We start from the raw sequence: 25,318 nt of genomic DNA on the forward strand, positions 1-25,318 counted from the left end.
CGCATCAGTAGCCGACGACCGGCCCGAACGCGTCGGCGAGCGGCGCGCGGTTGACGGTGCGCAGCTCGTCGATCGAGACGGTGAAGGCGTCCTGCACCTCGAGCGTGCCGGAGGCCGCGTCGGTCACGCCGATGCGGCGGACCGGGTAGCCCCGGCCCTCGCAGAGGCCGCGGAACTTCACGTCGTCCTCCCGCGGGACCGTGACGATGACGCGGCCCGTCGACTCGCTGAACAGCGCGGTCGCGAGGTCGACGTCGCCGTCGGCGAGCACCTCGCCGAGGAACACGCGGGCCCCGACGCCGAAGCGCGAGACCGCCTCGGCGAGGGCGATCGCGAGACCGCCGTCGGAGAGGTCGTGCGCCGAGTCGATGAGGCCCTCGATCGTCGCGGCCGAGAGCAGCTCGGCGAGCGTCTTCTCGGCGGCGAGGTCGACGGCCGGCGGGCGACCGCCGAGGTGGCCGTGCACGACCCCGGCCCAGGCCGAGCCGTCGAGCTCCGCCCTCGTGTCGCCGAGGAGGTAGATGTTGTGGCCCTCGTCCTGCCATCCGCTCGGGATGCGGCGGGCGACGTCGTCGATCACGCCGAGCACGGCGATGACGGGCGTCGGGTGGATCGGCACGTCACCGGTCTGGTTGTAGAAGCTGACGTTGCCGCCGGTGACGGGAATGCCGAGCTCGAGGCATCCGTCGCTGAGGCCCTCGACGGTCTCGGAGAACTGCCACATGACCTCGGGGTTCTCGGGGGAGCCGAAGTTCAGGCAGTCGCTGACGCCCATGGGCTTCGCGCCCGTCACGGCGACGTTGCGGTACGCCTCGGCCAGCGCGAGCTTCGCACCCTGGCGGGGGTCGAGGTAGGAGTAGCGGCCGTTGGCGTCGGTCGCGACCGAGACGCCGAGGCCGGACTCCTCGTCGACGCGGACCATGCCGGCGTCGTCGGGGGCGCCGAGCGCGGTGTTGCCGAGCACGTAGGAGTCGTACTGGTTCGTGACCCACGCGGCATCGGCCTGGTTGGCCGAGCCGACGAGCTTCAGGAACTGCTCGCGGATCTCGTCAGGCGTCGCCGGGCGGTCGAGCTTCGCGGCCGTGTCGGCCTGCAGGGCGTCGATCCACGTCGGGTAGGCGACCGGGCGCTCGTAGACGGGGCCGTCGACGGCGACGGTGCGCGGGTCGACGTTCACGATCTCCTGGCCGTGCCACATGATCGAGAGGCGGCCGGTGTCGGTGACCTCGCCGAGCACGCTCGTCTCGACGTCCCACTTCTCGACGACCTTGAGGAAGCCCTCGAGCTTCTCGGGCTTCACGATCGCCATCATGCGCTCCTGGCTCTCGCTCATGAGGATCTCCTCGGGAGTGAGCGTGGGGTCGCGGAGGAGCACGTCGTCGAGCACGATCGACATGCCGCCGTCGCCGTTGGAGGCGAGCTCGCTGGTCGCGCACGAGATGCCGGCTGCGCCCAGGTCCTGGATGCCCTCGACGAGGTCGTTCTGGAACAGCTCGAGGCAGCACTCGATGAGCACCTTCTCGGCGAAGGGGTCGCCGACCTGCACCGCGGGGCGCTTGGTCGGGCCGCCCTCGGCGAAGGTGTCTGACGCGAGGATCGACGCGCCGCCGATGCCGTCGCCGCCGGTGCGGGCGCCGAAGAGCACGACCTTGTTGCCCGCACCCTTGGCGTTCGCGAGGTGCAGGTCTTCGTGGCGGAGCACGCCGACCGCGAGCGCGTTGACGAGCGGGTTCGCCTGGTAGACCCCGTCGAACCAGGTCTCGCCGCCGATGTTCGGGAGGCCGAGGCAGTTGCCGTAGAAGCTGATGCCCGAGACGACGCCGTGCACGACGCGTGCGGTGTCGGGGTGGTCGATGTCGCCGAAGCGAAGCGCGTCCATGACGGCGACGGGACGGGCGCCCATCGAGATGATGTCGCGCACGATGCCGCCGACGCCGGTCGCGGCGCCCTGGAACGGCTCGATGTACGAGGGGTGGTTGTGCGACTCGATCTTGAAGGTGACGGCCCAGCCCTCGCCGATGTCGAGCACGCCGGCGTTCTCGCCCATGCCGACCATGAGGTGCTTCTTCATGTCGGGCGTGACCTTCTTGCCGAACTGGCGCAGGTAGATCTTCGACGACTTGTACGAGCAGTGCTCGCTCCACATGACCGAGTACATGGCGAGCTCGGCGCTCGTGGGCCGGCGGCCCAAGATGTTGCGGATGCGCTCGTACTCGTCGGGCTTCAGGCCGAGGGCCGCGTACGGCTGCTCCTTCTCGGGCGTGGCGGCCGCGACCTCGACGGTGTCGAGCACCGCGGTCGTCGGTGCAGCGATGTTGGCGGGAGTGTTGATGGTCACGAGTGGCGAGCTCCAGAAGACGGCGGCGAGGCGGATGCCGCGGGGCGAATGCCTGACCCCAGCAGTCTACCGGCCGTGCTCAGGCGAGCAGGCCTTGTGAGAAATGCTCAGATATGGCAGACTTCGTGCCAAGAGAGCATGAAGGTGCGCGAAATGGCCAGGACCGTGTCTCATCAGATCGCCGATCACACGCTGCGCGATCGGCAGCGGGATCTCACCCGTCGGGTCATCACCGACGCGCTCGCGACGGTGGTCGTTCGCGACGGCGTCGCCGAGCTCTCGATGCAGGCGGTCGCCGATGAGGCGGGATGCTCCCTCCGCACGCTCTACCGGCATTTCGGAAGCCGGGAGGACCTGCTCGCCGGGCTCGATGCGGAGGCCGATGCCTTCCTCCGGGCGTGCTTCGACCGCGCGCTCTCGACCGGGGGCGACGACCTCGCGCGCGTGCTGGAGGACCTCGCGCTCCAGCTGGGCGCACGCCGCGAGCTCGTGCTCGCCTGGGCGGCCGCCTCGCCGCGCTCGGTCGTCCGCGGCTCGCTCCACGGTCGCGTCGCCGAGCTGGTCGACGTCGCCGTCGACCGCGTCGCCCCGGCGATCGCCCCCGAGGAGCGGGCGCGCGTGGCCGCCGCGTTCCGACTGGTGGCATCCGGGCGCGCCTGGCTGCTGCTCACCGATCAGCTCACCGACGAGGATGCCTCGACGACCGCCGGATGGATCGTCCGGACGCTCCTCGCCGAACTCGCCCGCGGAGGGCGACCGAACCCGGATTGACGCAGACGAAGGAGTCATGCCATGCACACCACCGTGTCGGCGCTCATCCCGCTCGACGAGGCCGCCGGCCTGCCGGTCGGCGTCATCGGCGGCAAGGCGCTCCGGCTCGCGAAGCTGCGCGCGGACGGACGACCCGTGCCCGACGGGTTCGTCCTCTCGACCGCGGTCCACGATCGGGCGACCCGTTCGGCGGGTGCGCCGGTGCTCCCCGGCGAGCTCCGAGAGTCGTTCATCGCGGCCTGCGACCGCCTCGGGTATCCGATCGTCGTGAGATCGTCGGCGGTCGCGGAGGACCTCGCCGGCTCCTCCTTCGCCGGGCAGTTCGAGTCCGTGCTGCACGTGGCGAGCGCCGACGAGGCGATCGCCGCGGTCGAACGCTGCTGGCGGGCCGCGACGAGCGAGCACCTCGCCGCCTACCGGGACGCCCGCCGGACGGGCGACGGCTCGCTCGCCCTGCTCGTCCAGCGGCAGCTCGACCCCGCCTCGGCGGGCGTGGCGTTCGGGCGCGACCCGGTCAGCGGCGACGACCGCGTCGTGATCGAGGCGGTGGCGGGCCTCGCCGACCGACTGCTCGACGGTGCGACCTCGCCTGAGCGCTGGACGGTCGAGCACGACGCGGCCGTTCGGCGGGCCGGTGCCGACGGGCCCGCCCTGCTCGACGAGGCCGAGGCACGGCGGATCGCCGAGCTGGTCCGGCAGCTCGGCGAGGAGTTCGACGCGCCCCAGGACGTCGAGTGGGCGCTCGCGGGGGGCGAGCTCAACGTCGTGCAGAGTCGACCGATCACCACCCTGCCCCTGCCCGTGCCCGCCGCCGCCCGCGAGCCCGTCCCCGCGACGTGGCTGCGCGACTCGCTGCACTGGCCGGATCGCCTCTCGCCCTTCGGCGTCGGGATCTGGGCGGGCACCATGCGCGCCGGACTCGGCCGGGCGGCCGATCTCTTCGGGCTCCTCATCTCGACCGCCGAGGTGCACGTCGTCGATCACCGCGTCTACGCGGAGGTGATCCCCTTCGGCGGCCCGTCCAAGCTGCCGCCGCCGCCCGGGTGGCTGCTTCCCCTGCTCATCCGGGTCGTCCCCGCGCTCCGTTCGCGCGTCGCGCGCTCGGTCGACGCGGTCCGGGCCGACACGGCGGGCGAGGTGCTCGAACGATGGGTCGAGCAGGACGCCCCTCGTCTCACCTCGGAGCTGCAGCTGCGACGCGGGGCCGACCTCGCCGTGCTCGACCTCCGCGAGCTGTTCGAGCTGCTCGACGAGACCCGGGAGTTCTTCGACGAGACGCTCGCGGAGCACTTCGCGGTGGTGTTCGCGCTGTCGCAGGTGATGGGCGAGTACGTCTTCCTCGCGCGAGACCTGCTGGGCTGGGAGCCGGCCCGTGCCCTGTTCGAGCTCCGGGCGCGTTCGTCGGCCTCCACGGATGCGGCGGTCGCGCTCGACGAACTCGCGGAACGCGCCATCGGCACGTCCGCGGCCGCGGCGGATCGACCGGTCGGCGACCTCGCGACGCTCGCCAGCGCCGACGCCGGGTTCGCCGAGGCCGTCGAGCGCTACCTCCGGCGCTACGGGGGCAGGATGCTCGGCCTCGACCCGATGGATCCGACGCTCGCGGAGGCGCCGGACTCGCTCCAGCCCGCGTTCGAGGCGGCCGTCGGACGGGTCCGGGCGCGTCTCGGCGCTGACGCCGTCCGACCGTCGCAGCGTCCGACCGGGGACGCCTCGCGGCTCGAGGACGTCGCGCTCGAGGCGGCGTCCGAGCACGAACGGCTGCGCTGGCGGCGCGCGGTCGCGCGCGCCGCGCGGTACTACGGGGCCCGCGACGAGAGCGAGCTGCTCGGATTCAACGAACCGCTCGGATCGATCCGCCGCATCACCGTGGAGATCGGCGCGCGGCTCGCCGCGCAGGGCGCGCTGGAGCGTGCCGACGACTGCTTCATGCTCACGCCGGACGAACTCCGCGAGGCGGACGGCGGCGGGGAGCGCCTGCGTCGCGTGACCTCCGAACGCCGACGTTCGTTCGACGAGGCGGCGCTCCTCGGCGACCGGCCGGAGGTCGGGGCGCTCGCGCCGCCGCCGAACCTCAGTGCGCTGCCGGCCGAGGCCCGCTTCGCCAACGAAGCGCTCGTCTGGTACCTCGGCTCGATCACGGGCCAGTCGCCGAGCACGGTGCCTGCCGATGCGCTCGCCGGCGGCACACCGGCCTCCGCGGGGCGAGCGCGCGGCCCCGTCCGGATCGTGCGCGGGCCCGATGACTTCCCGCTCATCCGTCAGGGCGACGTGCTCGTGTGCCCGACGACGGCACCCTCCTGGAGCCCGATCCTCGGACAGGTCGCGGCCGTCGTCGCCGACCACGGCGGGGTGCTGTCGCATCCGGCGATCATCGCGCGCGAGTTCGGCATCCCGGCGATCGTCGGCACCGGAGACGGCACCTCGAGGCTGCGCGACGGCGAGATCGTGCTCGTCGACGGCACCACCGGCACGGTGCGCCGCTGAACGACTGCCGCGCGGGCACGACCAGTCGCGAGTAGGCTCCGAGCACCGACCCCGTTCGTCTGGCCGAGGGGAGCCGCGATGAGCACCACCCGCACGCCGGTCCAACGGGTCCTGTCGACCTTCCGCACCGAGCACGCCATCCATGGCACGGTGCTCGTGAGCGCCGTCATCGCCGTCGGCTGGAACGACGACACCGACCTCGAGGTGCTGCTCTTCGTGCTCGGCTCGGTCGGCGTCTTCTGGCTCGCGCACGTCTACTCGGGCATCCTCGCGCGCGAGGGCGACCGGGAGCCGCGACTCCGCGCCGTCCTCGTCGCGGCCCGCCGGTCGATGAGCCACACGACCGGGCTCATCGCCTCGATGGTGCTGCCGGTCGTCTTCCTGCTGCTCGCCGTCGTGGGGGTGCTCGACGAGTACGTGGCCTACTACGCGGCGCTCTGGGTCGGCGTCGTCGTGCTCGCGGTGCTCGGGTTCGCGGCCTCCGCCCGCCGCGGCAGCCCCTGGTACCTGCGCGTGCTCAGCGCGGTGGTCACCGCGACCCTCGGGCTGCTCATCATCTGGCTGAGCTCGCTCGTGCGCTGATCGCCCCGTCGAGCGGCTGGAGGTCGCTCCGGACGCCGCCGCGCACCCTCCGCGAGAATGGCTGGCGGTCGTCGCATTCTCGATGGCCGCTCCGGACGCCGCCGCGCACCCTCCGCGAGAATGGCTGGCGGTCGTCGCATTCTCGATGGCCGCTCCGGACGCCGCCGCGCACCCTCCGCTAGAATGGCTGGCGGTCGTCGCATTCTCGATGACCCTGGGCGCGCACATCAGCGCGCAGTCGACCCGCCGCCGGCACTCGCGAAGCCTCGCACGCCGCCGCTCCGCGGGGTACGCCATCCGCTGCTGGATCCTTCATGACCTCGTCTGTTCCCACGGTGCATCCTGCGCCGCCGTTCCCCTGGCTCGGGCTCACCGTCCTCGCCTCCGCCGTCTTCCTCTCGGTCACGATCGAGATGCTGCCGACCGGCCTCCTGCCCGACATGAGCCGCGAGCTCGGCGTCGGCGAGCCGCTCATCGGCCTCCTCGTCACCGTGTTCGCGGCGACCGTGGTCGTGCTGACCGTGCCGCTCGCGGCCCTCACCCGCCGGGTCGCTCGCCGACGACTCATCGTCATCACCCTCATGCTCCTCGCCGTGAGCTGCGTGCTCAGCGCGCTCGCGCCGAACTATCCGACTGTGGTCGCCACGCGCGTCCTCGGCGGTGCGGCGCACGGCCTCTTCTGGGCGGTCGTCGGCGCCTACGCCGGTCACCTCGTGCCGAAGGAGCAGCTCGCCCGCGCCGTCTCGATCTCGGTCGCCGGCGGGTCGGCGGCCTTCGTGCTGGGCGTGCCGCTCAGCACGGCCCTCGGGCAGGCGCTCGGCTGGCGGTTCGCGTTCGCCGCGATGGGCGTGCTGACGCTGATCGGCGCCGTGCTGGTCTGGCGGTTCCTGCCTCCGGTGCGGCATCACGCGGGCGAGGCGGATGCCGCGCCGGTCCGCGTGCGCAAGGACCCGACGTTCGTGCCGGTGATCGTGGTGTGCCTCATCACAGCCGTGACGATGATCGGCATGTACACCTTCTACACCTACATCGCGCCCTACATGACCGACGTCATGGGGCTGCCGTCGAGCGCGATCAGCCCCATGCTGCTCGTCTACGGCATCGCCGGTGCGGTCGGGCTCGTGCTCGCCGGCGCGGTGCTCGGGCGCCGGCCCACGGTCGGCCTCGTCGTCGCGATGGTCGCGACCGGGCTCGGCGCCGCGGGGCTCGCCGCGTTCCCCGAGGTGCCGGTGGTGTCGATCGCGAGCTTCCTGCTGTTCGGCACGGCGTTCGGCGCCCTGCCGACGATGCTCAACACGCGACTGCTGCACTCGGCGTCGGCGAAGATCCGCGACGCGGCGGCGTCGTTCTACACGACGGCCTTCAACACGGGCATCGGCGGCGGCGCGCTCCTCGGCGCCGCGCTCTACGGCGTCCTCGGGCTCCCCGCGCTGCCGTGGGTGTTCGTGGGACTGCTCAGCTGCGCGACCGCGGCCCTGGTGTGGACCGCGCTCGTCAACCGCGTCAGCCGCTGAGCTCGCGGGAGCTACTCGGCGCGTGAGAAGGCGGCCGCGCGGGCGATCTGCTCGGGCGTGATCGAGACGCCGGTGTAGCGCTCGAACTGCCGGGCGGCCTGCAGGGCGTGCACCTCGGCGCCCGTGATCACGGTCTTGCCCGCCGCGCGCGCGGCGAGGATCAGGGGCGTCTCGGCGGGGAAGGCGACCACGTCGAACACCACGGATGCCGCGGCGATGTGCTCGTCGGAGAAGGAGAGCGCCGAGGCATCCGCCCCCTGCATGCCGAGGGGGGTGACGTTGACGATCAGCTCGGCCGAACCGGGGGCGGGGTCGTCGGCGACCCAGGCGTAGCCGTACTGCTCGGCGAGCGCCGAGCCGAGCTCCGCATTGCGGGCGAGCACCGTGAGGTGCTCGAAGCCCGCGTCGCGGAACGCCGCGACGACGGCCTTCGCCATGCCGCCCGATCCGCGCACGAGCACACGCAGCGAGGGGTCGAGCTCGTTGTCGGCGATGAGCTGGGCGATCGCCTCGAAGTCGGTGTTGGAACCCGTCAGCACGCCGCCGTCGTTCACGATCGTGTTGACCGACTCGATCGCCGCCGCCGAGGGCTCGACGACGTCGATGAGGGGGATGACCGCCTCCTTGAACGGCATCGACACGGAGCATCCGCGGAGGCCGAGCGCCCGGATGCCGCGCACGGCGCCCTCGATGTCGTCGGTCGTGAAGGCCTTGTAGGCGAAGTTCAGCCCGAGCTCGTCGTAGAGGTAGTTGTGGAACCTCGTGCCGAGGTTCGACGGGCGGCCGGCGAGCGAGATGCAGAGCTGCATGTCCTTGTTGAGGATGGGCATGCATCAATCATGCTCTGCGCAGCGGGGGTCCCGATACGCTTCGTCGCCCGGCGGGCAGGATCAGCCGATCTTCGGCGGGCCGATCATGAGCAGCACCGCGAAGAGCGCCGCGATGCCGACGACGGCGAGCACCGTCAGCAGCAGCGGCCGGGCGAGGAACCAGCGCAGCAGGCGGTTCACCCAGTTGCCGTCGGCGGGGTGGTCGGTCGCCTCGAAGCGCCAGTCGCCCTCGAGGTGGCCCTTGCGCACGAGCCACAGCTCGAACGGCACCGTGGCGTAGGGCACGATCGCGGTGAGCACGGCGAACGCGATGCGGCCGACGTTCCAGCGCTGGTTCACGCCGACGAGCACCGACTGGAAGGCGTACGCGAGGAACACGAAACCGTGGATCGACCCGCCCACGAGCACCGCCCATTCGATGCCGCCCGCGTACTTCAGGATCATGGCGACGATGAGGATCGTCCACGTGACGGCCTCGGCGAGGGCGAGTGCGCGGTAGAGGCGCTTCGGCGTCAGCCGGCTCGCGGGGGCGGTGACGGCGGCGGTCGCGCTCGTGGCGGGGGAGGTGGTCATGCGGTCGTGGCTCCAGTGGTCGGGATGCTTCCATCGTCGCAAACGCAGATGTGCGCGGCATCCGTCGAAGGTTTGAACTCAGGGCGGGCGGAGCCGGTCGGAGTAGGCTGCCACGGTGAACGCGCAAGACACCCGTGCCCTCGTCGAGTCCCGGCTCGCCGTCATCCCCGACTTCCCAGAGCCCGGGGTGCTCTTCCGCGACCTGACGCCCGTCTTCGCCGACGGCGAGGCGTTCCACGCGCTCGCGGAGGCGCTGACCGCCCCGTTCGCCGGCCGGTTCGACGTGCTCGCCGGGGTCGAGGCGCGCGGGTTCCTGCTCGCGGCGGCGGCCTCGGTCGCGGCCGGCGTCGGCGTGCTGCCGATCCGCAAGGCGGGCAAGCTGCCGCGCGCCGTGCTCACCGAGGAGTACGCGCTCGAGTACGGCACCGCCGCGCTCGAGGTGCACGAGGGCGAACTGCCGCCCGGCACCCGGGTGCTCATCGTCGACGACGTGCTCGCCACCGGCGGCACGGTCGGCGCCGCGGCCCGCCTCGTCGAGCGGGCCGGCTGGCAGGTCGCGGGCGTCTCGGTCGCGATCGAGCTCGACGGGCTCGGCGGGCGGGCCGCGCTGCCCGACTCGTTCGAGACCTACAGTCTGCTGCAGTACTGACGCGGTCGCGCCCGGCGAGCCTCGGGATGGGGGTGCGCGCGGCCGCGGCTACCTGAGCCGCGCCACGAGCTCGACGCGGTCGCCCCGCCCCGCGTCGACCGAGAACTCGGCGAAGCGCGTGCCCGGAGGAAGCTGCTCGGCGAGCGGCACCCGGGTGCGCCGGGCGGCGCGCAGCCCGCGCCGGGCGAACAGGAGCGCGATCGCGACGATGGGATTGGCGCTCGTGAGGCGCAGTCGACGGATGCGCAGCGTGAACGAGCGGTCGACGCTGACGGCCGTCGAGAGCCGCGCGCTCGCCGAGAACGGGCCCTTGCCGATGCGGGCGAACGCCCCGAGACGCAGGGCGTCACGGGTGGACCCCTCGATCGTCACCTCGAGGGCCTTCAGGCGCAGGCCCATCTCGGCGAGCGCCGCGCGCAGCAGCGCGTCGAGGGCGGCCACGAGCTCGCCCGTCTGCGCCGACGCCGAGAGGTAGCCGTGCAGCGGTGCGGCGTCCGCGAGGGGAACCTCCTCGATCGAGAGCTCGCCGTCACCGGTCTCGACCCAGTCGAACCGGATGCCGCGGGCGAGCCCGTCGACCACGACCGGGAGCCCGGCGATCACGACCGGGCGCCCCACGAGGCGGAGCTCCTCGAGCGTCGCGGGTGTGCGCCGCACGACGGGCTCGGGCTCGGGCGCGGGCGCCGCCGGCAGCGGGTGACCGGTCGCGGGGTCGAACGCCTCGGGCTCGACCAGGCCGGTCGGCAGCGCGAACGGGATGGCGATCCGCGTGAGGTCGACGGAGAGCTCACGCACGTCGGCGCCCGCGAGCCGGGCCGAGATCTCGGGCTCGCGGGCGCGCCACTGCGCGTCGGTCAGCGCATCGGCGTCGAGCTCGTCGCGCAGCCAGCGCTGCACCCGAGCAGCGAACTCGTCGCCGGTCGCGGGAAGCGGGGTGCGCCCGAACGGGATGCGCTCCGGTGCGGAGGTGGCTGGAGGCGCGGTCGGTTCGGCGGTCACCCGATCACGTTAGCCGGGGTGACCCGGGTCAGCCCCACTCGATCAGGGCGGGGTCGATGTCGATGCCGGTGATCGTGTTGATCGCGAGCACGATGATCAGCGCGTTGAAGAAGAAGCTGAAGCTCGTGTGCCAGACCACGGTCCAGCGCATTCGGGTCGCCGTCACGACCACGTCCGAGACCGAGAAGTTCGTGGCGTTCGTGAACGCGAAGTAGACGAAGTCGATGAGGCCGGGCTCGGGCGTGCGCGGGAACTCGAGCGGCGGCTTCGCCCCCGCGGCGTGGTACCTCGCGTAGTAGATGCGCGCCCATCCCCAGTGGAACAGGCACCACGAGACGAGCATCGCCCACACGGCGAAGACCTCGACGAACGGGCCGAGCTCGGGGTCGTTGCGCAGCAGCACGAGCATGGTCGCGGCGACCACGCCGACGAGGCTCGCCGAGAAGGTCAGCACGCTCGCGGTCGCCCGGATCGCGGGGTGCGCGAGGAAGCGGCGGGTGTGGTGCCGCCCCGCGAGCGACGGCCGGTGGACGGCGAGGTTCAGCGCGAAGACGGTCGCGACGAGGTAGACCGTGCCGACGAGGCACCAGAGGACGAGGGCGTCGAGGTCGTCGCCCTCGTCGAGGAAGAACCAGACGCCGAGCGCGACGAGGCCGAGCTGCACGGCGAGCCCGAGCGACTCGGCGACGATCGCGCCGACGTCGGCGGCCTGCTCCTCGACGGTCTCCCTCGCCACGGCCCCTCCCGTCTCGCGCGACGTCGCGATGCCCTCAGCATGCCAGACCCGCTCATCGGGCCGCCGGACCTCGGCGTCGGCATGGGACATCCCGCTGTTGATTTGAGTCATTCAAAACAACTCGCTACGGTTGAGGCATGGACACCGCGACCGAGCACGACCCCGCCGCGCGCATCCGCGCAGCCGGGCTCAAGGTGACCGCGCAGCGGCTCGCCGTGCTCGAGGCGCTCTCGGGTCACGGTCACCTCGACGCCGAGACCGTCTTCGAGCGGGTGCGCGTCGAGTTGCCGACCACCTCGCTGCAGGCCGTCTACGGCGTGCTCGCGGCGTTGTCCGGCGCGGGGCTCCTGCGTCGCATCGAGCCCGCGGGGTCGCCGGCGCTCTACGAGAGCCGGACCGGCGACAACCACCACCACCTCGTGTGCACGAAGTGCCACACGGTCGCCGACGTCGACTGCGTCGTCGGCCAGCCGCCCTGCCTCGAGCCGAGCGACCCGGGCGGCTTCGCGATCCACACCGCGGAGGTCACCTTCTGGGGCCTCTGCGCCGACTGCCGATCAGCGGAGCCCGCGGCCTAGCCGCGGCATCCCACCACCGCTTCCGCCGGCCCTACCCGGCGGAGGACGAGCGCGCCCGCCGGGGGCGCTCGTCGTCGTGCCCCGCGCACGGCATCGTCACCCGCCCGCCAGAGAAACGAAGGACGAACGCATGACGAATCCAACCACCACCCAGACCGGCACGCCCGTCGCGAGCGACGCGCACTCGCTGACCGTCGGCGCCGACGGCGCGACGGTGCTGCACGACCGCTATCTCGTCGAGAAGCTCGCGCAGTTCAACCGCGAGCGCATCCCCGAGCGCATCGTGCACGCGAAGGGCGGCGGCGCGTTCGGCCGCTTCGAGGTGACGGCGGATGTCTCGCGCTACACCCGTGCGGCGCTCTTCCAGCCGGGCGCGAGCGTCGAGACGCTGCTGCGCTTCTCGTCGGTCGCCGGCGAGCAGGGCTCGCCCGACACCTGGCGCGACGTGCGTGGCTTCTCGCTGAAGTTCTACACGCCCGAGGGTAACTACGACCTCGTCGGCAACAACACCCCGGTGTTCTTCATCCGCGACGGCATCAAGTTCCCCGACTTCATCCACTCGCAGAAGCGCCTGCCCGGGTCGGGCCTGCGCGACGCCGACATGCAGTGGGACTTCTGGACGCTCTCGCCCGAGTCGGCGCACCAGGTGACCTACCTCATGGGCGACCGCGGCCTGCCGACGTCGTGGCGCGAGATGCAGGGTTACGGCTCGCACACCTACCAGTGGATCAATGCCGAGGGCGAGCGGTTCTGGGTGAAGTACCACTTCCGCTCGCGCCAGGGCGACCTGCACCTCGACGCCGCCGAGGCCGAGGCGATCGCCGGCGCCGACGCCGACTACTACCGTCGCGACCTGTTCGACGCGATCGAGCGCGGCGACTTCCCCCAGTGGGACGTCTTCGTGCAGGTCATGCCCTACGAGGAGGCGAAGAGCTACCGCTTCAACCCCTTCGATCTCACCAAGGTCTGGCCGCACGCCGACTACCCGCTCATCGAGGTCGGCGTGCTCACGCTCGACCGCAACCCGCAGAACTTCTTCGCGGAGATCGAGCAGGCGGCGTTCTCGCCCGCGAACACCGTGCCCGGCATCGGCATCAGCCCCGACAAGATGCTGATGGCGCGCGTGTTCAGCTACCCCGACGCGCAGCGCTACCGGGTCGGCACGAACTACAACCAGCTGCCGGTGAACGCCCCGCACGCCGCTCCCGTCGCGAACTACTCGCAGGACGGCGCGCAGCGCCACCACTACAACGCGCCGAGCGTGCCGGTCTACGCGCCGAACTCGTTCGGCGGTCCGACCGCCGACGCGGCGGCCGCGGGCGAGGGTTCGTGGGAGGGCGACGGCGAGCTCGTGCGCACGGCGTACACGCTGCGCGCCGACGACAGCGACTTCGGCCAGGCCGGCACGCTGTACCGCGACGTGTACTCGGCGGAGGCGAAGCAGCGCCTGCAGGCGACCCTGCTCGGCCAGGCGCAGGCCATCACGATCGACGAGATCCGCGAGCGGTTCTTCCAGTACTGGACGAACGTCGACGCCGAGCTCGGCGCCGTGCTGCGTGCGGCCCACGCGATCGCGGCCGAGGACGGCGCGGCGGCGTAGCCGGGCGCACCGCGAACACGACGGCGGATGTCTCGGGGCCCGCCCCCGGGGCATCCGCCGCTCGCGTTCGTGGCGGAGTGCACATGCTGCTCGCCTCAGGCGTGGACGTCGAGGTGACACGAGTTGTCGGTCGGAGCCGCCCGCAAGCGACGAAATCTGTCATCTCGAGCGAGTGCGAGTGCGAGTGCGAGTGCGAGAGCGAGTGGGGTGCGGGCCCTCCAGGGTCAGGCGAGCCGGGCCAGCGACTCGGCGACGATCTCGGCGACCACGTCGTGGGCGCGCTCGCGATCGGCGGCGACCAGGCCGATGCGGGTGCGCCGGTCGAGCACGTCGTCGACGTCGAGGGCGCCCTCGGCGCGCACCGCGAACTCGATCTCGGCGCGCGTGACGTCGAGGTCGGGCGCGATGCGGTCGCCCGGGCGGTCGCAGCGGGCGAGCGCGAGCACGGTGGATGCCTCGGCGCCGAAGCGGGCCGTGAGCGACGCCGGCAGGGCGCGCCCGGGAGTCGGCCGCTGCGCCCCACCGGCCGCTGCGCCCGCGCCCGCACCCGGGTCCGCGAAGGCGACGGACGAGCCGGGCGCGCCGACGAGCGCGAGCTCCGCGGTGCGGCACCCGGGGTCGTCGAGGCCGGCGTGCCGGCAGGCCAGGTCGACCGCGTCCCTGGCCATCGCCCGGTAGGTCGTCAGCTTGCCGCCGAGCACGTTGACGAGCCCCGAGCCCGAGACGGCGACGTGGTGCCGCCGTGAGATGTCGGCGGTCGCGCCGTCGCCGCCGGTGTCGATGAGCGGGCGGAGCCCCGCGAAGGCGCCGAGCACGTCGCCGCGATCGAGGGGGCGTTCGAGCGCGGACGAGACGGTGCGCAGCAGGAAGTCGATCTCGTCGTCGTGGGGCTGCGGCACGTCGGGCACCGGGCCCGGGGCATCCTCGTCGGTGAGCCCGACGACGACGCGGCCGAGTTGCTGGGGCAGGGCGAAGACGAACCGGCTGATCGAGCCGGGGTGGGGCACCGTGAGCGCGGCGCTCGGGTGGCCGACCGCGGCCGCGTCGAGCACGAGGTGGGTGCCGCGGCTCGGGCGCATGCGGATGCCCGGGTCGACCTCGCCCGCCCAGACGCCCGTCGCGTTGACGACGACGCGGGCGGGCACCCGCATCGAGCCGCCGCCGAGGCCGTCGGTGAGGGTCGCGCCGCCGCCGTCGGCCTCGGAGACCGTCACGCGCGTCAGCACGGTGGCGCCGTACGCCGCGGCCGTGCGGGCGAGGGCGACGACGAGCCGCGCGTCGTCGACCAGCTGCCCGTCGTACGAGACCACGCCGCCGCGAAGCCCCGTGCGGCGGAGGGCCGGCGCGAGGCGGAGCGCCTCCTCGCGGCCGACGCGCCGCGGGTGCGCGAGCACGGCGCCGGGCGTGCGGGCGAGCATGCGCAGTCCGTCGCCGAGGCCCAGGCCCACGCCGCCGACCACGCGCTGCTTCCGCGAGACCGAGGGCACGAAGGGCAGCAGCTGGGGGAGGCTCCGTACGAGGTGCGGGGCGATGCGGGTCATCAGCAGGTGTCGTTCGAGGGCGCTCTCACGGGCGACGGCGACGTCGCCCGTGGCGAGGTAGCGCAGGCCGCCGTGCACGAGCTTCGAGCTCCACCGGCTCGTGCCGAACGCGAGGTCGTGCGCCTCGGCGAGCACGACCGAGAGCCCGCGGCTCGCCGCGTCGAGCGCGACGCCCGCACCGGTCACCCCGCCGCCGATCACGAGCACGTCGACGGGCTCGCGGCGTTCGGCGAGGGTGTCGAAGCTGAGGTTGCGACGGGTCGCGTTCAGTGCCGACGAACCCTCCGGGGCCGTCGCGCGGGAGGTCAGGGGCGCAGGTGCCCGTCGAGTGCGTGCCAAAGTTCGCTGCTCCAATGCGGCTCGTCGATGAGGGTGGAGACGGTGTTGTGCGAGAGGATCGCCGACTGCGCGATGAGCAGCAGCATGACCGCGAGGTCGCTCGGGGCCCCGGCGCGCACGGTGCCGCCCTGCTGCGCGAGGGCGATCGCCGAGGCGAGCCACTGCAGGATCACCCGCTGGCTCGAGCCGATGCGCTGCAGGGTGTACCGGGTGAACACCTCGGGTTCGCGTTCGAGCAGGCGCCCGTAGAGCGGGTCGGTGCGGAACAGCTCGGAGAAGCGCATCACGTCGCGCACGAGCTCGTCGCGCGATCGCGCCGGCTCGGGGAACCGCTCGATGAGCGAGACGGTCGCCCGGTGCAGGGCGGCGCGCACGATCTCGTCGGCGCTCGACCAGCGCCGGTACACGGTCGGGCGGCTCACCCCGGCGTCGCGGGCGACCTCGGCGACGGTGACGCCGCCGACGCCTCGCGCGGCGATGAGGTCGGCGGCCGCGTCGAGCATGCGCGTCTCCGCCTCGCTCCAGGCGGGGCGGTCGAGCTCGAGTGCTTGACGATCTTCCATGATGTGTCACACTGTAACGCATGGTCGACGAAGACGGCAGCGCCCCCACCGCCACGACGGCGAGCGACGAGACATCCGCCCCGATGCATCCCGAGATGCGCTGGAACGGCTGGGGAGACCCGGCGAAGGCGAAGGAGCTGCCGCTCGCCGTGCGCACCCTCCTGCCGATGCTGCTCGGCCGCACGCCGAAGCCGGCCCCGGCCGCGACGCTCGACGAGGTCGAGCTCGAGGCCTCGCGGCTCGGCGACGACGACCGGGCCGCGCTCGCCGAGGTCGTCGGCGCCGCGCAGCTCGCCGTCGACGACGAGGCGCGCATCCGCCACGCGGGCGGGCGCTCGACGCCCGACCTGCTGCGCCGTCGCGCGCACCGGCAGGACGCCCCCGACGCCGTCGTGAGCCCGGCCGACCACGCCGAGGTCGCCGAACTCCTGCGCCGCTGCGGCGAGCGAGGCATCGCCGTCGTGCCCTTCGGCGGCGGCACGAGCGTCGTCGGCGGGCTCGACCCCGAGCGCGGCGGGCACCACGCGGTGATCGCGCTCGACCTCGGCCGGCTCACGGGCCTCGTCTCGCTCGACGAGACCAGCGGCGAGGCCGTGCTGCTCGCCGGCACGACCGGCCCCGAGGCCGAACGCCTGGTCGGCGAGCGCGGCTTCGAGCTCGGGCACTTCCCCCAGAGCTTCCGGTACGCCACTCTCGGCGGCTTCGCCGCCGCCCGATCCTCGGGCCAGAACTCCGCGGGCAACGGGCGCTTCGACGCGATGGTCACGGGCCTCCGCGTGGCGACGCCCACCGGCGAGCTCGTGCTCGGGCGGGCTCCCGGCTCGGCCGCCGGCCCCGACCTGCTGCGTCTCTTCCTCGGCTCGGAGGGCGCCTTCGGCGTCATCACCGAGGTGCGGCTGCGCGTGCATCCCGTGCCCGCCGTACGGCTCGCGGAGGCGTGGACCTTCCCCGACTTCGCGACCGGTGCCGCGGCCCTGCGTCGCGTCGCGCAGCTCGGCACCGGCCCCACCGTCATCCGGCTCTCCGACGAGGCCGAGACCGGCGTCTCGCTCGCCCAGGTCGGCCGCATCGGCAAAGCGCTCGCGAAGGGCGCGAGCGCGATCACCGTGTTCGAGGGCGACGCCGAGCTCGCCGCCGAGCGGCATGCCCGCACGGCGAAGGTGCTGCGCGAGGCGGGCGGCACCTCGACGGGCCCCGCCGCCGCCGAGGAGTGGGTGCACGGCCGCTTCAACGCCCCGTACCTGCGCGACGCGCTGCTCGACCACGGCGTCTTCTGCGAGACCCTCGAGACGGCGACGACGTGGTCGAACCTCGAGCGGCTGAAGCGCGAGGTCACCGCCGCGATCTCCGACGGCTTCGCCGCGCAGGGCGCGAAGTCGCTCGTGCTCTGCCACGTCTCGCACGTCTACCCGACGGGCGCCGCGCTCTACTTCACGATCCTCGCGGGAGTGAAGGGCGAGCAGCTCGCCGCGTGGGCGCCGGTGAAGTCGGCCGTCAACGACGCGATCATGGCCGGCGACGGCACGATCAGCCACCACCACGGGGTCGGTCGCGACCACGCCCCCTGGCTCGAGCGCGAGATCGGCGAGGTCGGCGTGCGCCTGCTCCGCGCCGTGAAGGCCGAGCTCGACCCGGCCGGCGTGATGAACCCCGGCGCGCTCGTCTCCGCGGGCGAACGCGCAGAACCCGGGAGCCGCTGAGATGACCGGGCACACCGTCGTGCTCGTGAACCCCAGCTCGGGCCGCGGTCGCGGCGCCGAGGCCGCGCAGCGGGCCGTCGCCCGGCTCGAGCAGCTCGGCGCCGACGTGCACGTGTACGCCGGCGACTCGGTCGACGACACCCGCCGGCTCGCCCGCGAGGCCGTCGCCTCCGCGCCGAGGGCGCTCGTCGTCGTCGGCGGCGACGGCACCCTCTCGTCGGTGCTCGACGCGGTCGTCGGCTCGGGGGTGCCGATCGCGCTGGTGCCCGCGGGCACGGGCAACGACCTCGCCCGCGCGCTCGGGCTGCCGTTCGAGGCCTCCGACGCCGCGGCCGAGGCGGCGGCGCTCGCCGTGCACGGCACGCCGCGGGCGATCGACGTCGGCGAGGTCGAGTCCGCTACGGGCACGAGGCGGTTCCTCACCGTCGCGGCGCTCGGCTTCGACGCGCACGTGAGCGAGCGCACGAACCGCCTGCGCTGGCCCCGCGGACGCGCGCGCTACTACCTCGCCCTCGTGATCGAGCTGGCGCGCCTCCGCCCGATGCCCTTCGAGTACGGCCTCGACGGGGCGGCGCCGCGCACGGCGCCCGGCACGCTCATCGCCGTCGGCAGCACCCGCAGCTACGGCGGCGGCATGCCGGTGTGCCCCGGCGCGGTGCCCGACGACGGACTGCTCGACGTCACGCACGTCGGCCCGCTCGGGCGCGCCAAGCTCGCCCGCCTCTTTCCGCTGCTGCTGCGCGGCACCCACGTCGACCGGCCCGAGGTCGCGACCGCTAGGGCGAAGCTCGTCGAGGTGGATGCCCCGGGGCTCGTCGTCTACGCCGACGGCGAGCGGGTCGGCTCGGGGCGGGCGCGCATCAGGGTGGTGCCCGGTGCGCTCACCGTGCTCGTGCCCGCGTCGGGCACGGCGCGCGCCGCCGAGGCCGGCCGCGAGGCATCCGCATGACCGCCTTCGACCACGACGTCGTCATCGTCGGCTCGGGCTTCGGCGGCTCGGTCGCCGCCCTGCGGCTCGCGTCGAAGGGCTACGGGGTGCACGTCTACGAGGCGGGGCGCCGCTTCGCCGACGACGACTTCGCCAAGAGCTCGTGGAACCTCAGGCGGTACCTCTGGGCGCCAGCGCTCGGATGCTACGGGGTGCAGCGCATCCACAAGCTGCCGCACGTGATGATCCTCGCGGGGGCGGGCGTCGGCGGCGGCTCGCTGAACTACGCGAACACGCTCTACGAGCCGGGGCCGGCCTTCTTCGCCGACCCGCAGTGGGGCGCGCTCGCCGACTGGCGGGGCGAGCTCGCGCCGCACTACGCGACGGCGAAGCGCATGCTCGGCGTCGTTCCCGAGTACCCGCACGACGGGCCGGTCGAGCGCATCATGGCCGGTGCGGCCGACGACCTCGGCGTCGGCGACACGTTCCGCCGGGCGCCCGTCGGGGTGTTCTTCGGCACTCCCGGCGAGACGGTGCCCGACCCGTTCTTCGGCGGCGACGGCCCCGATCGCACGGGCTGCACGCTCTGCGGCAACTGCATGGTGGGCTGCCGCGTCGGCGCCAAGAACACGCTCGCGAAGAACTACCTGCCGCTCGCCGAGCGCCTCGGCGCGACGATCGAGCCGCTGCGCACGGTGACCGAGGTGCGGGCGCTCCCGGGCGGCGGGTACGCGGTGACGACCGAGCGCAGCGGGGCGAAGCTGCGGCGCGCTCGGCGCACGGTGACCGCCGAGCAGGTGGTCTTCGCCGCCGGCACCTGGGGCACCCAGCAGCTGCTGCACCGCATGAAGGACTCGGGCGCGCTGCCCGGCCTCTCCGACTCGCTCGGCCGGCTCACGCGCACGAACTCCGAGGCGCTCGACGGCGCGGTCGCCGTGTCGGTGCCCGAGGAGCTCGGCCTCGCCCGCGGCGTCGCGATCACGACCTCGTTCCACGTCGACGAGCGCACGCACGTCGAGAACGTCCGGTACGGTCCGGGGTCGAACCTCATGGGCGCGCTCGCGTCGGGGCTCGTGCCGGGCGGGCGCCCGTTGCCCGTGCGGCTCGGCGCGCTGGTCGGCGGGGCGCTGCGGCATCCCATCACGACCCTGCGGCTGAGCTCGCTCAGGCGCTGGAGCGAGCGCGGCATCATCGCGCTGGTCATGCAGACCGCCGACAACTCGCTCACGCTCTCGCTGCGTCGGCGCCTCGGGCGCACGGTGCTCACGAGCGCGCAGGGCGAGGGGGAGCCGAACCCCAGCCACCTGCCCGGCGCGCACCTCGCGGCCGCGGCGATCGCGGCGCGCATGCAGGCGGCGGGAGGGGTGCACGCCGAGGCCCGAGGGTCGTGGCCCGAGGTCTTCGGCATCCCGCTCACGGCGCACTTCCTCGGCGGTGCGGTCGTCTCGGGCTCGCCCGAGCGCGGGGTCGTCGACCCGTACCACCGCGTCTGGGGCCACCCGGGGCTGCACGTCGTCGACGGGGCCGCGGTGCCCGCGAACCCCGGGGTGAATCCGTCGCTCACGATCACGGCCATGGCCGAGCGGGCGCTGTCGCACTGGCCGCGCCGCAGCGGGGCCGACGGCCGGCCCGCGCAGGAGGAGCTGCTGGCGCGGGCCGCGGAGCGCGACCGACGAGGCTGACTCGGCCGGCCCCGGCGCGACCCGGTCGCTCGGTGCAACGGCGGGCGGCGAGACATCCGCAAGCCCTGTCGGCGCCGACCGGTCGCGAGTAGCATCGCGCGCATGGCCGAGCTGCCGGATTTCTCAGACCTGCGCGCCCTCTACGTGAACTGCACGCTCAAACGAAGTCCCGAGAAGAGCCACACGCAGGGGCTGATCGACGCGAGCGTCGCGCTGATGCGCGAGCATCGCGTCCAGGTCGACGACCTGCGGTTCGTCGACCTGGACGTCGCGACCGGCGTCTACCCCGACATGCGCGAGCACGGATGGCCCGCCGACGACTGGCCCGAGGAGGTGTGGCCGCGCGTCGAGGCCGCCGACATCCTCGTGGTGGGCGGGCCGATCTGGCTCGGCGACAACTCCTCGATCACGAAGAAGTTCATCGAGCGCCTCTATGCGATGAGCGCGCTCGTGAACGATCGGGGGCAGTACGTCTACTACGGCAAGGTCGGCGGGGCCATCATCACGGGCAACGAGGACGGCATCAAGCACTGCGCGCAGAACATCCTGTACAGCCTGCAGCACATCGGGTACTCGATCCCGCCCGGTGCCGACGCCGGGTGGATCGGCGAGGCGGGCCCGGGACCGAGCTACCTCGACCCCGGATCGGGCGGGCCCGAGAACGACTTCACCAACCGCAACACGACGTTCATGACGTACAACCTGCTGCACCTCGCGCGACTGCTGAAGGACGCCGGCGGGTTTCCGGTGGGCGGGAACGTGCGCTCGGAGTGGGACCACGGCGAGCACTACGGCTTCGAGGCGAACCCCGAGTACCGCTGAGCGGTGCCTAGCGTACCGGCCCGGCGCGGCACGCCCGAGGGCGTCGCCGGGGTGCGCGGGAAACCGGGACGAACGCGTGGAATATCGTTCAACAATCCGGACGTCCGTCTCTTGAGCCGGGAGGGCGCCGCTCCATAGGCTGCCCGTACGTCTCGGGGGAACGGGTTCCCACGTCTCCCTCGGATTCGTGTCGCATACGCGCCATGCCATCTCGAAGAGGAGAAGTACATGACCAACGGCTCGAAGTCCCGCAATCGGCGTCACCGCACGATCGGGGTCGCCTCGGCGGCCGCTCTCGCCCTCGCCACCCCCCTCATCGCGGGATCCCCCGCCCTCGCCGACGCGAACTTCCCTTCGCCTAACGGCACCACCAACACCGCCAGCATCGTCGACTACGACGACGTCGTCGCCGAGCTCACGAAGCTCGAGAAGACCTCGCGCTTCGGGCTCGACGTCTTCACGCTCGCCGAGGCCGGAACGGCGGTCAACACCTCCGAGACGGGTCGCGACCTCTATGTCGCGACCGTCGGCGACGGCCCCGAGAACGTCTGGCTGCAGGGCCGCATCCACGGCAACGAGCCCTATGGCACCGAGTCGCTCCTCGCGGTGCTGAAGGAGCTCGGCACCAACGGGTCGCCCGAGTGGAAGCTGCTGCGCGAGAGCTACACCTTCCACGTCATCCCGATGTACAACCCCGACGGCTCCGAGCTCAACATCCGTCACACGGTGCTGCAGGACGGCACGAACAAGCGCATCGACCTCAACCGCGACTGGGGCGTCGGCAAGTTCGAGGCGGCCGAGTCGGAGGCCTTCTACGAGTACTGGACGATGGTCGACCCGGCGTTCGCCGTCGACATCCACCACCAGGGCCTCAAGACCGAGCGCGGCGACGGCGACGAGGTCACCCTCTCGCTCGGCGTCTCGCTCGCACCCGGCGGGCCCACGCTGCCCGGCATCGAGGGCGGCGCGTACGACGTGCTCACCCGCCAGATGCAGGTGCACGTCTACGACGAGCTCTCGAAGTACGGGTTCATCAACATCGACCGGTACGACGTCGGCCGCGGCATCGAGATCGACATCAAGGGCGGCGTGGTCTCGGCCATGATGCTCGGGCTCGACCACGACGGTCTCAACCCCGAGGGCCACAGCAACCCGGCGATCTTCTTCGAGACGAGCGGCAACACGAGCGACGGCAGCCTCGGCCAGAAGGCGCGCGGCAAGTCGATCCAGCAGAACGTGCTCGCGCTGCAGGAGCTGCTCGTCGGCATGGCGACCGGTGAGGTGCAGCAGGAGGACCCGGCCCGTTGGGACGAGATCCCGCACGCGCCGGTGACCGCGTACCAGACCGACACGGGCGTCATCCCCGCGTCGTTCTGACCCGCGCGTCCTCCGACGCACTCGCGGCGGCGGCCGGTCCCGGATCCGGGGCCGGCCGTCGCCGCGTGCCGGCCGCGTCGCTCAGCGCCGCGCGTCGCGGCCCGCGAGGAAGGCGGCGTTGCCGCGCAGCGCCGGCTCGTAGCGCACCAGCTCCTCGGAGGGCAGCCGGTCGGAGATGAGCTCGAGGAGGATCGCGACGGCGGCGTCGTGCCGCCCGGCCTCGTGCAGGCTCGTCGCGTGCCAGACCTTCAGCGAGTCGGAGCCGGGGAACTCGCGGCGAGCGCGTTCGAGCACCTCGACCGACTCGTCGAGCCGGCCGAGGTTGCGCAGCGTGCTGCCGTACTGCAGCAGGCATCGCCGCAGCGCGTCTCCCGAGAGGCCTGACGCCATCGCCCGCTCGTAGTACCCGGCCGCGGTCTCCTCCTCACCGGCGGTGTCGTACGCCCCGCCGACCTCGTAGAGCACCTCGGGCTCCTCGGGGTGCTCGGCGAGCACCCCGAGGAAGGCCTCGATCGTCAGTTGCATTTCGGCACGGTCGCGGGCCGCGAAGATCTCGCGGAGGCGCGCGGCGAGGGCGGGCGGCGTCTGGTGCGGCATCCGTTCAGTCTGCCGCAGCGAGACTCCGGACGTCAGACCCGGGCGGGCACCAGGCGCTGCCGCTGGGCGCCGATCCCGTCGATGCCGACCTCCATGACGTCGCCGGCCGAGAGGTAGGGGAACCGGCCCGACAGGGCCACCCCCTGCGGCGTGCCCGTGTTGATGAGGTCGCCCGGCTCGAGCACGAGGTACTGCGAGAGGTGGTGGATGATCTCGGCCACGCTGAAGATCATGTCGGCGGTGTTCGAGTCCTGACGCGGCTCGCCGTTCACCGCCGACCAGAGGCGGAGGTTCTGCGGGTCGACCTCGTCGGCGGGCACGAGCGCCGGACCGAGCGGGTTGAACGTCTCGCTGCTCTTGCCCTTCGACCACTGGCCGCCCGAGCGCGCCACCTGGAACTCGCGCTCCGAGACGTCGTTGCTCGTGACGTAGCCGGCCACGTGCTCGAGCGCCTCGGCGGGCGAGGCGAGGTACCTGGCCCGCTTGCCGATGACGACGCCGAGCTCGATCTCCCAGTCGACCTGCTCGGCACCGGGCGGGACCGCGACGTCGTCGAACGGGCCGACGACGGTGTTCGGGTGCTTGTAGAAGAGGATCGGCACGGTCGGCGGGGCATCGCCGGACTCGGCGGCGTGCGCCGCGTAGTTCTGCCCGATGCAGAGCACCGCGGTCGGCCGCGCGATCGGGGCGCCGATGCGCAGTGCGTCGGCGCCCTCGAGCTCGGGCAGTTCGCCGGCCGCGAGCGCGGCGCGGGTGCGCGCGATGCCGTCGGCGGCGAGGAAGGCGCCGTCGATGTCGCGGGTGAGGGGGTCGAGCCGGTGGAAGCGACCGTCGTGTCGGACGACGGGCGCCTCCGAACCGGGCTCGCCGAGGCGCAAGAGTTCCATGTGTGCTCCTGTGGGGTGAGGGGGGTCGATGCGCGGCGCGCTCAGTGCGTGTACGGGCGGAACTTCTCGAGCTCGGGGTTGAGCTCGACGCCGAAGCCGGGCGTCTCGGGCACCCGCAGGCGGCCGTTCACCGGCACGGGCTCGCCGAGCAGCATCGGCGAGAACATCGGCACGACCTCCTCGGCGGTCTCGTGCATCATGAGGAATTCCGAGAACGGGCTGTTCGTACGGGTCACGACGAAGTGGTACGAGTACACCGACGAGCCGTGGGGGATCATCATCGCCCCGTGGGCGTCGGCGAGCGCCGAGATCTTGATGAGCTCGGTGATGCCGCCGCACCAGCCCACGTCGGGCTGGATGATGTCGGCCGCACCCATCTCGAGCAGCTGGCGGAAGCCCCAGCGGGTCGCCTCGTGCTCGCCGGTCGTGACGAGCATGTTCGCGGGCACCCGCTTGCGGAGCTCGGCGTAGCCCCAGTAGTCGTCGGGCAGCAGCGCCTCCTCGATCCACTTCAGGCCGTATTCGGATGCCCCGTGGGCGAGCCTGGTGGCGTAGTCGAGGTCGAGCGACATCCAGCAGTCGAGCATGAGCCAGAAGTCGTCGCCGACCTTCTCGCGCATGTCCCGCACCATCTCGAGGTTCTTGCGGAGGCCCTCCTCGCCCTCGGCGGGGCCGTGGTGCAGTGGCATCTTGCCGCCGATGAAGCCGAGCTCCTTCGCGCGGTCGGGGCGGGCGCCCGTGGCGTAGAACACGAGCTCGTCGCGCACGGGGCCGCCGAGCAGCGCGAACACCGGCTCCTGGCGGATGCGGCCGAGGAGGTCGTACAGCGCGAGGTCGACGCCGCTGATCGCGTTGAGCACGACGCCGCGGCGGCCGTAGAAGATGGTCGACTTGTACATCTGGTCCCAGATGCGCTCGATGTCGGTGACCTTCGAGCCCTCGAGGAACCGCGCGAGGTGCTTCTCGACGATGTACGCGCCGAGCTCGCCGGCCGTCGTCACCGAGAAGCCGACCGTGCCGTCGTCGGCCTCGATCTCGACCACGAGCGTGCCCAGCACGTTGATGCCGAAGCTCTGGCGCGACTCGCGGTACTCGGGGTAGACCGACATCGGGGTCGCGATGTGGTCGTCGATCCAGTGCCCGCGGGCCTGGTCGTGGTAGTCGGCGCCGCCGCCCCGGAGGGTGTACGCGCGGACCTGCCTGATGATTCGCTCTCGGGTCATCT

At 72.7% G+C, this 25,318-nt stretch carries 22 protein-coding genes; 12 read left to right on the forward strand and 10 right to left on the reverse strand.

All coding sequences use genetic code 11. The features are described 5' to 3' along the window. Window positions 1–4 precede the first annotated feature (4 nt). Window positions 5–2,338: a phosphoribosylformylglycinamidine synthase subunit PurL gene (gene purL, locus ACFVSL_RS17180; RefSeq protein WP_386942202.1), complete on the reverse strand. Its 2,334-nt coding sequence runs from the start codon at window positions 2,336–2,338 to the stop codon at window positions 5–7. A 153-nt stretch (window positions 2,339–2,491) separates the two neighbouring features. Here purL and ACFVSL_RS17185 point away from each other — a divergent pair, with 153 nt between their 5' ends. From ACFVSL_RS17185 to ACFVSL_RS17200, 4 genes are all read left to right on the forward strand, one after another. After that, on the forward strand, window positions 2,492–3,109 hold the full coding sequence (locus tag ACFVSL_RS17185; protein ID WP_386942203.1) for a TetR/AcrR family transcriptional regulator: 618 nt from the start codon (window positions 2,492–2,494) through the stop codon (window positions 3,107–3,109). A 21-nt stretch (window positions 3,110–3,130) separates the two neighbouring features. Further along, complete coding sequence (locus tag ACFVSL_RS17190) at window positions 3,131–5,596, forward strand: PEP/pyruvate-binding domain-containing protein (protein ID WP_386942204.1); 2,466 nt, start codon at window positions 3,131–3,133, stop codon at window positions 5,594–5,596. A gap of 78 nt (window positions 5,597–5,674) precedes the next feature. After that, window positions 5,675–6,178 (forward strand): hypothetical protein, encoded by a 504-nt coding sequence (locus ACFVSL_RS17195; protein ID WP_386942205.1) that lies wholly within the window; start codon window positions 5,675–5,677, stop codon window positions 6,176–6,178. Between the two features lie 314 nt (window positions 6,179–6,492). Then, a complete protein-coding gene (locus tag ACFVSL_RS17200; protein WP_386942206.1) occupies window positions 6,493–7,692 on the forward strand; it encodes an MFS transporter in 1,200 nt (399 codons plus the stop codon). 11 nt (window positions 7,693–7,703) lie between these two features. Here the strand turns inward: ACFVSL_RS17200 and ACFVSL_RS17205 are convergent, their stop codons facing one another. Continuing rightward, on the reverse strand, window positions 7,704–8,522 hold the full coding sequence (locus tag ACFVSL_RS17205) for a shikimate 5-dehydrogenase (protein ID WP_386942207.1): 819 nt from the start codon (window positions 8,520–8,522) through the stop codon (window positions 7,704–7,706). Window positions 8,523–8,582: 60 nt separating this feature from the next. Beyond that, the gene (locus ACFVSL_RS17210; protein WP_386942208.1) at window positions 8,583–9,095 is read right to left on the reverse strand and encodes a DUF3817 domain-containing protein; all 513 of its coding nucleotides are present in this window, start codon (window positions 9,093–9,095) and stop codon (window positions 8,583–8,585) included. A 115-nt stretch (window positions 9,096–9,210) separates the two neighbouring features. On the opposite strand from ACFVSL_RS17210, the gene ACFVSL_RS17215 reads away from it, so the two are divergent. After that, entirely contained in the window at window positions 9,211–9,744 is a 534-nt protein-coding gene (locus tag ACFVSL_RS17215; RefSeq protein ID WP_386942209.1) for an adenine phosphoribosyltransferase, read from the forward strand. Between the two features lie 48 nt (window positions 9,745–9,792). Here ACFVSL_RS17215 and ACFVSL_RS17220 read toward each other — a convergent pair whose 3' ends face one another. Next, window positions 9,793–10,743 (reverse strand): hypothetical protein, encoded by a 951-nt coding sequence (locus ACFVSL_RS17220; protein WP_386942210.1) that lies wholly within the window; start codon window positions 10,741–10,743, stop codon window positions 9,793–9,795. A 28-nt stretch (window positions 10,744–10,771) separates the two neighbouring features. Beyond that, window positions 10,772–11,479 (reverse strand): DUF1345 domain-containing protein, encoded by a 708-nt coding sequence (locus ACFVSL_RS17225; RefSeq protein WP_386942211.1) that lies wholly within the window; start codon window positions 11,477–11,479, stop codon window positions 10,772–10,774. 137 nt (window positions 11,480–11,616) lie between these two features. On the opposite strand from ACFVSL_RS17225, the gene ACFVSL_RS17230 reads away from it, so the two are divergent. Together ACFVSL_RS17230 and ACFVSL_RS17235 are read left to right on the forward strand one after the other, a co-directional pair. Beyond that, window positions 11,617–12,057 carry a Fur family transcriptional regulator gene (locus ACFVSL_RS17230; protein ID WP_386942212.1) on the forward strand — a complete coding sequence of 147 codons (441 nt, stop codon included), beginning with the start codon at window positions 11,617–11,619 and terminating at the stop codon, window positions 12,055–12,057. Between the two features lie 130 nt (window positions 12,058–12,187). Then, entirely contained in the window at window positions 12,188–13,657 is a 1,470-nt protein-coding gene (locus ACFVSL_RS17235) for a catalase (RefSeq protein ID WP_386942213.1), read from the forward strand. 224 nt (window positions 13,658–13,881) lie between these two features. Here ACFVSL_RS17235 and ACFVSL_RS17240 read toward each other — a convergent pair whose 3' ends face one another. Beyond that, complete coding sequence (locus ACFVSL_RS17240) at window positions 13,882–15,537, reverse strand: glycerol-3-phosphate dehydrogenase/oxidase (RefSeq protein WP_386942214.1); 1,656 nt, start codon at window positions 15,535–15,537, stop codon at window positions 13,882–13,884. After that, window positions 15,504–16,100: a TetR/AcrR family transcriptional regulator gene (locus ACFVSL_RS17245; protein ID WP_386942215.1), complete on the reverse strand. Its 597-nt coding sequence runs from the start codon at window positions 16,098–16,100 to the stop codon at window positions 15,504–15,506. The genes ACFVSL_RS17240 and ACFVSL_RS17245 overlap by 34 nt, the downstream gene beginning before the upstream one ends. Window positions 16,101–16,120: 20 nt before the next feature. On the opposite strand from ACFVSL_RS17245, the gene ACFVSL_RS17250 reads away from it, so the two are divergent. From ACFVSL_RS17250 to ACFVSL_RS17270, 5 genes are all read left to right on the forward strand, one after another. Continuing rightward, window positions 16,121–17,800 carry an FAD-binding oxidoreductase gene (locus tag ACFVSL_RS17250; RefSeq protein WP_386942216.1) on the forward strand — a complete coding sequence of 560 codons (1,680 nt, stop codon included), beginning with the start codon at window positions 16,121–16,123 and terminating at the stop codon, window positions 17,798–17,800. Window position 17,801: 1 nt separating this feature from the next. Next, on the forward strand, window positions 17,802–18,749 hold the full coding sequence (locus ACFVSL_RS17255; protein ID WP_386942217.1) for a diacylglycerol kinase: 948 nt from the start codon (window positions 17,802–17,804) through the stop codon (window positions 18,747–18,749). Beyond that, window positions 18,746–20,410, forward strand: coding sequence for a GMC oxidoreductase (locus ACFVSL_RS17260; RefSeq protein ID WP_386942218.1), 1,665 nt, complete (start codon window positions 18,746–18,748; stop codon window positions 20,408–20,410). Before ACFVSL_RS17255 ends, ACFVSL_RS17260 begins: the two co-directional genes overlap by 4 nt. Window positions 20,411–20,512: 102 nt before the next feature. Continuing rightward, window positions 20,513–21,232 carry a flavodoxin family protein gene (locus ACFVSL_RS17265; protein ID WP_386942219.1) on the forward strand — a complete coding sequence of 240 codons (720 nt, stop codon included), beginning with the start codon at window positions 20,513–20,515 and terminating at the stop codon, window positions 21,230–21,232. A 228-nt stretch (window positions 21,233–21,460) separates the two neighbouring features. Next, complete coding sequence (locus tag ACFVSL_RS17270; protein ID WP_386942220.1) at window positions 21,461–22,609, forward strand: M14 family zinc carboxypeptidase; 1,149 nt, start codon at window positions 21,461–21,463, stop codon at window positions 22,607–22,609. Window positions 22,610–22,690: 81 nt separating this feature from the next. On the opposite strand, the gene ACFVSL_RS17275 is transcribed toward ACFVSL_RS17270, so the two are convergent. The 3 genes from ACFVSL_RS17275 to rhmD are packed head-to-tail and all read right to left on the reverse strand — an operon-like array spanning window position 22,691 to window position 25,316. Then, a complete protein-coding gene (locus tag ACFVSL_RS17275; protein ID WP_386942221.1) occupies window positions 22,691–23,206 on the reverse strand; it encodes a tetratricopeptide repeat protein in 516 nt (171 codons plus the stop codon). A gap of 32 nt (window positions 23,207–23,238) precedes the next feature. Next, complete coding sequence (locus tag ACFVSL_RS17280; RefSeq protein WP_386942222.1) at window positions 23,239–24,093, reverse strand: fumarylacetoacetate hydrolase family protein; 855 nt, start codon at window positions 24,091–24,093, stop codon at window positions 23,239–23,241. 41 nt (window positions 24,094–24,134) lie between these two features. After that, the gene (rhmD, locus tag ACFVSL_RS17285; RefSeq protein ID WP_386942223.1) at window positions 24,135–25,316 is read right to left on the reverse strand and encodes an L-rhamnonate dehydratase; all 1,182 of its coding nucleotides are present in this window, start codon (window positions 25,314–25,316) and stop codon (window positions 24,135–24,137) included. Window positions 25,317–25,318 lie beyond the last annotated feature (2 nt).

The sequence above is a fragment of the Agromyces sp. NPDC058064 genome (genome assembly GCF_042885275.1).
Lineage (GTDB): Bacteria > Actinomycetota > Actinomycetes > Actinomycetales > Microbacteriaceae > Agromyces.

Bases quoted from the DNA above. Each gene is read 5' to 3' on its own strand.
- ACFVSL_RS17210 (WP_386942208.1), bottom strand. From the start codon at position 9,095: ATGACCACCTCCCCCGCCACGAGCGCGACCGCCGCCGTCACCGCCCCC.
- ACFVSL_RS17275 (WP_386942221.1), bottom strand. From the start codon at position 23,206: ATGCCGCACCAGACGCCGCCCGCCCTCGCCGCGCGCCTCCGCGAGATC.
- ACFVSL_RS17255 (WP_386942217.1), top strand. From the start codon at position 17,802: ATGACCGGGCACACCGTCGTGCTCGTGAACCCCAGCTCGGGCCGCGGT.
- ACFVSL_RS17195 (WP_386942205.1), top strand. From the start codon at position 5,675: ATGAGCACCACCCGCACGCCGGTCCAACGGGTCCTGTCGACCTTCCGC.
- ACFVSL_RS17235 (WP_386942213.1), top strand. From the start codon at position 12,188: ATGACGAATCCAACCACCACCCAGACCGGCACGCCCGTCGCGAGCGAC.
- ACFVSL_RS17200 (WP_386942206.1), top strand. From the start codon at position 6,493: ATGACCTCGTCTGTTCCCACGGTGCATCCTGCGCCGCCGTTCCCCTGG.
- ACFVSL_RS17245 (WP_386942215.1), bottom strand. From the start codon at position 16,100: ATGGAAGATCGTCAAGCACTCGAGCTCGACCGCCCCGCCTGGAGCGAG.
- ACFVSL_RS17280 (WP_386942222.1), bottom strand. From the start codon at position 24,093: ATGGAACTCTTGCGCCTCGGCGAGCCCGGTTCGGAGGCGCCCGTCGTC.
- ACFVSL_RS17260 (WP_386942218.1), top strand. From the start codon at position 18,746: ATGACCGCCTTCGACCACGACGTCGTCATCGTCGGCTCGGGCTTCGGC.
- ACFVSL_RS17265 (WP_386942219.1), top strand. From the start codon at position 20,513: ATGGCCGAGCTGCCGGATTTCTCAGACCTGCGCGCCCTCTACGTGAAC.
- ACFVSL_RS17230 (WP_386942212.1), top strand. From the start codon at position 11,617: ATGGACACCGCGACCGAGCACGACCCCGCCGCGCGCATCCGCGCAGCC.
- ACFVSL_RS17250 (WP_386942216.1), top strand. From the start codon at position 16,121: ATGGTCGACGAAGACGGCAGCGCCCCCACCGCCACGACGGCGAGCGAC.
- ACFVSL_RS17185 (WP_386942203.1), top strand. From the start codon at position 2,492: ATGGCCAGGACCGTGTCTCATCAGATCGCCGATCACACGCTGCGCGAT.
- ACFVSL_RS17270 (WP_386942220.1), top strand. From the start codon at position 21,461: ATGACCAACGGCTCGAAGTCCCGCAATCGGCGTCACCGCACGATCGGG.
- ACFVSL_RS17190 (WP_386942204.1), top strand. From the start codon at position 3,131: ATGCACACCACCGTGTCGGCGCTCATCCCGCTCGACGAGGCCGCCGGC.
- ACFVSL_RS17205 (WP_386942207.1), bottom strand. From the start codon at position 8,522: ATGCCCATCCTCAACAAGGACATGCAGCTCTGCATCTCGCTCGCCGGC.
- rhmD (WP_386942223.1), bottom strand. From the start codon at position 25,316: ATGACCCGAGAGCGAATCATCAGGCAGGTCCGCGCGTACACCCTCCGG.